Here is an 8,314-nt window from a genome sequence, read left to right on the forward strand (position 1 = left end):
TTTTATTCCTTTCGTAATTCCTGAGGCAATAAATGTAGATACAATTAGTGAGATGATAATGATAAAAATACCAAACAAAATAATAAATTTTTTTACGCTATCAAATACATAAACATTTTCTTTATTTGAAATGGATAAAAGAGAATATAGTTTATTATCTGTTGATGTGCTTTTTATAGGGAATAGTAAATAATAAGAATGATTTGATACCCAAGATTTTTCTTTTTCATTATTTTTTATTTTATTCATTTCAAATTCTTGTGAAATTATATTTTTTTCACTTACATCATCAATTGAGCTTGAAATGATATTATGATTTGAAAAAAAGGAAATATCAACACCCGTCAGTCTTGCGGTTTTTTCTAAAAATTTATTGTCTAAATGAATTGATGTGGATAAAATACCACACACTTTTTGTTTCGCTGATATAATGGGAGAGATATTTATTATTTTTACATGTGAGTTTACAAATAAATTAGAAGTGGATTTTCCATTTAAAGCGGTTTTAAATCCATCAAATAATGGTTTATTATTAGAATCTGAAAAAAAATTAATAAATTGTGTATTTTTTTTATCACCACCTAAAGAAATTGGATTTCCTTCATTATCATAACTTGAAACTTCGGATAGTTCCGATTCATTTTGAAATTTTTCTGCAATTTTTAAAACTGCAAAATTTTGTCTTGATTCTATTTCTTTTATAAAATCACTTAAACTAGCAAGTATTTTTGTATCACTTCCTAATTTTAAATATTCATATTCAATGGAAGATTGAATCGTTTCTTTTGCCGAGTTTAAAAGTTTTAAAGATGAGTTTTTTAATTGGATAAATAAAAGCCATGCTCCAAATGTAAGACAAACGCTTGAGGCAAGTGCAATTAAAAAGCACATGGTTATTAAAAATCGATTTCGGATGGAAAACATTTTTAAACCTACTGGATTCGGTGGTAACCTTTAATAAGTCATGATAATTCAATTTTTAGGAAAAGAGGGCTACTGTTTTTCCTATATGTTTGATTCTTGCCTATTTTTATAGAACAAGAATTCCCTTGTGATTATTTTTAAAATAATGGAATTTAAAATGAATTTAAACAATAAAGTTGGAGTTTTATTAGTGAATGTGGGGACACCGAACTCTCCAGAAACTCCCGATGTCAGGCGCTATTTAAAAGAATTTTTGTCCGATCCTCGTGTCATTGACATTCCTGCTTTAGCTCGTTTTCTTTTGTTACGGTTGATTATTTTACCTTTTCGAAGTTCAAAATCGTCTCATGCGTATAAAATGGTGTGGTTACCTGAAGGGTCACCTCTCATGTGTCATAGTTCCAATTTAGCTAAAAATGTTTCTCAATTATTAGGAGAAAATTATTTGGTTGAATTTTGTATGCGTTATCAAAATCCATCCCTTGAAAAAGCGATCCATAAGTTAGTTCAAAATGGGGCGCATAAAATTATTGTTTTTCCTTTATTTCCTCAATATTCTTCTGCTGCAACAGGAACTGTATTTGAAAAAGTAGGAAAAATTGCAAATTCCATGTGGAATGTTCCTCAACTCATTTATATGCCACCTTTTTATAATAACCCTGGTTTTATTGAAAGTTTTTCTATTATATATAAAGATATTATGAATGAATTTAAACCAGATTTCACTTTGTTTAGTTATCATGGTCTTCCAGAAAGACATATTGTAAAATCGGATTTATCTAAAGGAAGACATTGTTTGCAAAAAGAAAGCTGTTGCGATGAAATTTGCAATGAAAATTTTTATTGTTATCGTGCACAATGTTATGATACGACAAGATCCATTGCAAATAAAATGCAATTGAAAAAAGATACCTTTGTAACTTCTTTTCAATCTCGTTTAGGCAGAAGTCCATGGATTAAACCCTATACCGATCTTGTATTACCCGAAATTGCACAAAAAGGCTTTAAAAGAATAGCCGTAATGTGTCCTGCTTTTGTTGCAGATTGTTTAGAGACTCTTGAAGAAATTCAAATAAGAGCAAAGGAACAATGGCTGTCATTAGGTGGTGAAGATTTAAAATTGGTACCTTCTTTAAATTCCCACCCATATTGGTCTGAAGTTGTTGCAAATATGATAAAACAAGCTTCTAAAAGAGATTAAAAAAAGGAAATTTATGGTTGATGAAAAATTCCAAACAGAATGGCCCATGGAGCCTATGGGAGATCAGCCTCAAGCAATTCATAAATTAATTGATGGTTTAAATAATGGGGTTTCTGAACAAATATTATTAGGGGTAACAGGCTCTGGAAAAACATTTACCATTGCCAATGTGATTGCAAAAACGCAACGTCCTACATTGGTAATTGCACATAATAAAACGCTTGCAGCTCAATTATTCCAAGAATTTAAAGAGCTTTTTCCAAATAATTCGGTGGAATATTTTGTAAGCTATTATGATTATTATCAGCCTGAAGCCTATGTGCCAAGTACAGATACCTTTATTGATAAAACCGCATCTATTAATGATGATATTGATAAAATGCGTCATAGTGCTACAAAGTCGTTATTTGAAAGACGGGACGTTATTATTGTCAGTTCCGTTAGCTGTATTTATGGACTTGGGGCTCCCGATGCTTATTTAAATTCTCGAATTTTATTGGAGCAAGGAAGCAAACTTTCACGCGACGATTTTATCCGCCAATTATTAGCAATTCAATACAGTAGAAATGATATTTCACTAGAACGTGGTAAATTTAGAGTTCGTGGAGATATTGTTGAAGTTATTCCTGCTTATGAAAATGAAAAAGCAGTCCGTGTTCAATTTTGGGGGGACGAAATTGAAAAAATAGCAACCATCGATGCCCTTCGTGGAACGATTTTAGATAAAATACATAAAGTAAGTATTTACCCAGCCTCTCACTATGTCCTAGATAATGAAAAAATAGAAGAAATTGTTGCTAATATTACCAAAGATTTATTGAAAAAAATGGAAGAATTTAAAGATCAAGGAAAATTAATTGAAGCGCATCGAGTTGAGCAAAGAACATTACATGACATTGAAATGATCCGAGAAATTGGCTACTGCCAAGGCGTAGAGAATTATTCTCGTTACCTTGATGGAAGAAATCCTGGAGAACCTCCCTCTACATTATTAGATTATTTTCCAAAAGATTATTTGTTAGTCATCGATGAAAGCCATGTCACTGTTCCTCAAATTGGAGGTATGTATCGTGGAGACCGTGCTCGTAAAGAAACATTGGTTCAATATGGATTTCGTTTGCCTTCTGCGCTAGATAATCGTCCCTTAAATTTTGATGAATTTAAATTGCGGATGGGTCAAACCATTTATGTTTCTGCAACACCTGCTAAATATGAATTAGAACATGCTGGCAGTGAAATTGTAGAGCAAATTATTCGTCCAACAGGTTTAATTGATCCCATTATTGAAGTCAAACCAGCAAAAGGACAAATTGACGATCTTTTATTTGAAATTAAAGAAACAATAGCAAAAAAATCCCGTGTTTTAGTAACAACGTTAACAAAAAAAATGGCCGAAAATATCACTTCTTATTTTGCAGATTTTAATATTAAAATAAAATATCTACATTCTGAAATTCATAGTATAGAGCGAGTCGAAATTTTACGAGATTTACGTCTTGGTATTTTTGATGTTCTTGTTGGTATTAATTTATTAAGAGAAGGATTAGATCTTCCTGAGGTTGCTTTAGTAGCCATTTTAGACGCCGATAAAGAGGGATTTCTTCGCAGTAGGACAAGTTTAATACAAACAGTGGGAAGAGCTGCGCGTAATATCAATGGGCGCGTTATTTTATATGCAGATAAAGAAACAGATAGTATTAAATATTGTCTTGAAGAAACAAATCGAAGAAGAATAAAACAAGACGAATTTAACCAATTAAATAAAATAACTCCTCAAACTATATTAAAAAAAATACCAGAAGATCTTCGAAAAATTTATAATTTAGATTATGGTGATAATTATCAAGAAAAACTGATGCAAGCTGTATCTCATTTAGGTGATATGAAAATATTAAAAGATCCTAAAAAATTAGAGAAACATGTTCAAAAACTTTATAAAGAAATGCAAAAAGCATCTCAAAGAATGGAGTTTGAACTAGCTGCAGAACTACGTGATAAAATGAATATTTTAAAAGAACAAATCATATTGCTATCAGGTGATGTTTAAATGGAAACTAAGGAATATCGAAATTTAAAATTAATTGTTTCTTGGAATGGTGAAAAATTTCATGGTTATCAATATCAACCCAATGTCTTTACTGTTCAAGAAGCATTAAATAAAGCTTGGGAAATATTAACAAATGAAACTGTTACTTTATGTGGATGCAGTCGATTAGATGCGGGTGTTCATGCTCAGTATTATGTTTTGAATTTTCATACGGTAACTCAATTAACAGAAGAAAGAATTATAAAAGGTTTTAATGGAATATTACACGCAAACTTAGCGCTTGATATTTCTGTTTATCATGCCGAATTTGTTGATTCTGATTTTCATTCCCGTTTTCAATCTACCGGGAAACATTATCGTTATTTAATTTGGCACGGTTTTTCTGAACACGCTATTCTGACAAAAAGATGTTGGCATGTTCGCTCAAAACTCTCTTTAGAGGACGTTAAAATTTATTTGGCTCAATTTGTTGGAGAACATGATTTTGCCGCTTTTCGTGCCTCAGATTGTTCCGCTAAGACAACGGTACGTCAAATTTTTAAAATTGATGCTTGGACTCATCCTATTTATCCAGAAATGTTAATTATAGATATTTGGGGAGACGGATTTTTAAAAAATATGATTCGAAATATTGTTGGTACCTCTATTGAAATTGCGAGTGGAAAACGTAACAAGAATACCATAACCGAAGCTTTTAGTCATAATGATCGTTCTCAAACTGGAGTCTGTGCTCCTTCTTGGGCACTTACCCTTATGGAAGTGTATTATGATAAAAATCAAATGAGCCAAAAGCTTCAAAATAATATGAAAGAATTAGCACCCTGCTAGAGTGAACGTCAGCTCCTTATCTATCGTAATTTTTTGCCTAATCTTGTTAAGAAGATATTTTGTATCCTTTTAAAGGTAGAATGATTTTTAGAAATGAACTGAGGAATTTTTGAAAAATAAAACCCTAATAAAGAAAAAAATAAAAGTATTAATAGTTGATGATTCCATTTCTATTCGTAAATTTATTACGAGCTTACTTTCTTTTGATCAATCAATAGAAGTTGTTGGTGCTATTGATGATTCCTTTGTTGCCCTAGAAATGTTAGAAAAACTAAAACCCGATGTTGTTACTCTTGATCTTCATATGCCTAAAATGGATGGATTGACATTTCTTGAAAAAATGATGAAAATTTATCCGATACCAACCATCATAATTAGTAGTTTTGCAAAAGAAAATTCAGAAAATGCATTAAAAGCATTTTCTCTTGGAGCAATTGATATCTTTCCAAAACAAGTAATATCTCCAGGACTAAATATAGAACCCATTGCACATAGTCTAATAACTAAAGTAAGAGTAGCTGCAAGAGCAATTTTAAATAATAAAGTTGAAATAAAACCTGTTGTAAAACAAATTGCAATTGAGCCGCTACCAGAAATAACAAAAAACCAAAAAATTAAAATCATATCCATAGCAGCTTCAACTGGTGGAACAGAAGCTTTAAGAAATTTATTATCTAAATTGCCATCAAATATTCCCGGAATTTTAATTGTTCAACACATGCCTAAAGAATTTTTATTGAGTTTTGCTGAATCATTAGGTAGGGTTTGTCAATTTGAATTAAAATTAGCTGAAAATAATGATGAAGTTTTACCTGGTAGAGCTTTGCTTGCTCCCGGGGATATTCATATGGAAATCATTCGAATTCAAAATAGTTACTTTATTCGTTTAAAAGAGGGGCCGTTAATTCATGGTGTAAGACCCTCTGCAAATCCATTATTTTCTTCTATGGCTCGAAATGTTGGCAAACATGGTATGGGAATCATATTGACAGGTATGGGAGGAGATGGGGCGGAAGGTCTGTTTGAAATGAAAAAAGCAGGGAGTTTTAACATAGCTCAAGATGAAAAATCCTGTGTGGTTTTTGGGATGCCTAAGAAGGCAATAGCTAAAGGTGCTATAGATGAGGTGTTACCTTTGGATAAAATACCAGATCGAATTATTATTGAGTGTTCTAAACTCGAATTAAAAAATGTAATTTAAAAAAATTTTATTATAAAAAAAAATTTGCAATTCAGAATATCCGTTGTTAGTATTTCCCTCTACAAATACAATTTATAGAGGGAAATATGCATAAAAATTGCCGTGTTTTTTTTGTTTCTATTGTTATGTTCGTTCCTTTTGCTTTAAATGCCATACCTGTAAAACTTTCAAACCAAAATGCGAGTGTCGGATTTAGTCCAAATTCAGGTGCTTTTGATGTCATATTAAATGCGATAAATGAAGCCCAATCAAGTATTAATTTAGCCGCTTTTGTCATTACAAGTGATGATATTTTCAATGCACTTGTTAATGCTCATCATCGAGGTGTGAATGTGCGCGTTGTTGTCGATGCAAAATCAGCAAATGGAAATGGCTCCGATGTTCAAGCTTTATTAGATGCAAATATTCCTGTATCCTTAAATAATGAATTTAAAATTATGCATAATAAATATATTGTAATTGATAATAAATCAGTTCAAACAGGAAGTTTTAATTATTCAAATAATGCAGATAAAAGAAACGCAGAAAATGCTTTATTCATAGAAAATCAGCCTGAAATAGCAAAACTTTATTCAGATAATTTTGAGAGGTTATTTTCGAATTCCAAAAAAATTCCAAATTCAAATGTACAAAATTTAAATTTTTCATTTATCAAAGAAAATGTTCGCAAATTTCCTATTTCAAGTTTATCTTCTTTTCAAATTCAAAAAGGAATTGCTGAAATTGCATTTTCAAATGCATGTAATTATATTTCTTCTTCTCTTTCTGCCAAAAAAGTTATTATTCAACATATTAAAAAAGCTACAAATAATATATATATGGCTGCTTATAACTTTACAGACCCTGACATCCTGAATGCGCTTAAAGATAGACAAAATAACGGTGTTCAATTAAATATTGTCTTAGATTATAAAGCGAATGCGAATAATAATGCCGTTCAAGATCTTTTGAATGCAGGGGCTCATATTAAATTAAATAAAAAATTTAGTATTATGCATAATAAATATATGATTATTGATAACAGCACTTTGGAACTAGGTAGTTTTAATTACACTACTTCTGCAGAAAATGAGCAATGTAATAATATTATGGTTTTTTATAACCAATCTGCTCTTTTAGACAATTATATGAATGATTGGAATATGCTTTATCAAACAAGTATATAAAATCTTTAATGACAATGAAAATATTTCCTAATTTAAATAATGTAAAATAATGAAGTACAAATTTTATTAAGGAAAAAATTTGAATTTATTAACTTACTTTAATTATTTAAGGAAACATAAATTACTAAATATATTTATAATATTAAGTATTATTATTCATTTTAAAATTTTTGGCGATTGGAATCATTATCATGATTTTTTAATTGGAGAAAGAGCTGCGGCAATGGGAGGCGCCTACACGGCTATTTCCGATGATCCTCCTGGATTATATTATAATCCAGGAGGAATTGTTTTTTCAAAGGATAAAGAAATAAGTTTATCTTCAGTAGGCTATTATTTAAATTCACAATCAGTAAACTCTATTTATGGTATAAAAAATTATCAGGGAACACAAACAAATTCCGATATTTTAAATGGTTTTTTTGGTTTTACGACTAAAGTCACATTATTTTCTGATGATTTTTATATTGGATTTGCGGTATATGTCCCCGATAATACAAATATATATACACAAGTTAATTTTAATAATATTAGTAATATTCAAATTGGTAAAAATACTATTTCAGTAAGAAGTTTTATTTCTACTTTAAGAGAAGTTGGAAAAGAGTCTATTTATTCTGTTTCTATTTCAAAAAAAATAAAAGAAAATTTAGGTCTAGGGCTATCAATTGGTTTTTTTGATAGACAAGGTAATGGAATATCAACAAATAATATTACTTTTGGACCTTTTTTAAGTTATCTTTCTCAAGATATAAATTATTCGACTTCTGATGTTAATAATTATTCTATGTTTATAAGGGGAATTCATTTTAATATAGGAGCTTTATATAAACTATTAATGCCAGTTAAGAGTTGAGAAAGATATTGTGAAGATTGAAGAAATAGCTCCAATTTGTTAGTTAATTGTTGCTTAAAAAAAAGTAACAAAGGAGCTACCAATGGATTGG

General features: G+C 30.2%; 7 protein-coding genes. 6 read left to right on the forward strand and 1 reads right to left on the reverse strand.

The genetic code is table 11. The features are described 5' to 3' along the window. Positions 1-924, reverse strand: a 924-nt coding sequence (locus tag ACIQ56_RS11540; protein WP_397601211.1) for a hypothetical protein, incomplete at its 3' end; no start/stop codon positions are given. Positions 925-1,081: 157 nt separating this feature from the next. On the opposite strand from ACIQ56_RS11540, the gene hemH reads away from it, so the two are divergent. From hemH to ACIQ56_RS11570, 6 genes are all read left to right on the forward strand, one after another. Beyond that, positions 1,082-2,125, forward strand: coding sequence for a ferrochelatase (hemH, locus tag ACIQ56_RS11545; RefSeq protein WP_397601212.1), 1,044 nt, complete (start codon positions 1,082-1,084; stop codon positions 2,123-2,125). A 13-nt stretch (positions 2,126-2,138) separates the two neighbouring features. Beyond that, positions 2,139-4,172, forward strand: coding sequence for an excinuclease ABC subunit UvrB (uvrB, locus tag ACIQ56_RS11550; RefSeq protein ID WP_397601213.1), 2,034 nt, complete (start codon positions 2,139-2,141; stop codon positions 4,170-4,172). After that, on the forward strand, positions 4,173-5,000 hold the full coding sequence (gene truA, locus ACIQ56_RS11555) for a tRNA pseudouridine(38-40) synthase TruA (RefSeq protein ID WP_397601214.1): 828 nt from the start codon (positions 4,173-4,175) through the stop codon (positions 4,998-5,000). It begins immediately after the preceding gene. 109 nt (positions 5,001-5,109) lie between these two features. Then, positions 5,110-6,201, forward strand: coding sequence for a chemotaxis response regulator protein-glutamate methylesterase (locus ACIQ56_RS11560; RefSeq protein ID WP_397601215.1), 1,092 nt, complete (start codon positions 5,110-5,112; stop codon positions 6,199-6,201). Between the two features lie 86 nt (positions 6,202-6,287). Next, positions 6,288-7,367 (forward strand): phospholipase D-like domain-containing protein, encoded by a 1,080-nt coding sequence (locus ACIQ56_RS11565; protein WP_397601216.1) that lies wholly within the window; start codon positions 6,288-6,290, stop codon positions 7,365-7,367. A 79-nt stretch (positions 7,368-7,446) separates the two neighbouring features. Then, a complete protein-coding gene (locus ACIQ56_RS11570; protein ID WP_397601217.1) occupies positions 7,447-8,223 on the forward strand; it encodes a hypothetical protein in 777 nt (258 codons plus the stop codon). Positions 8,224-8,314 lie beyond the last annotated feature (91 nt).

The sequence above is a fragment of the Silvanigrella sp. genome, assembly GCF_044369315.1.
GTDB lineage: Bacteria > Bdellovibrionota_B > Oligoflexia > Silvanigrellales > Silvanigrellaceae > Silvanigrella.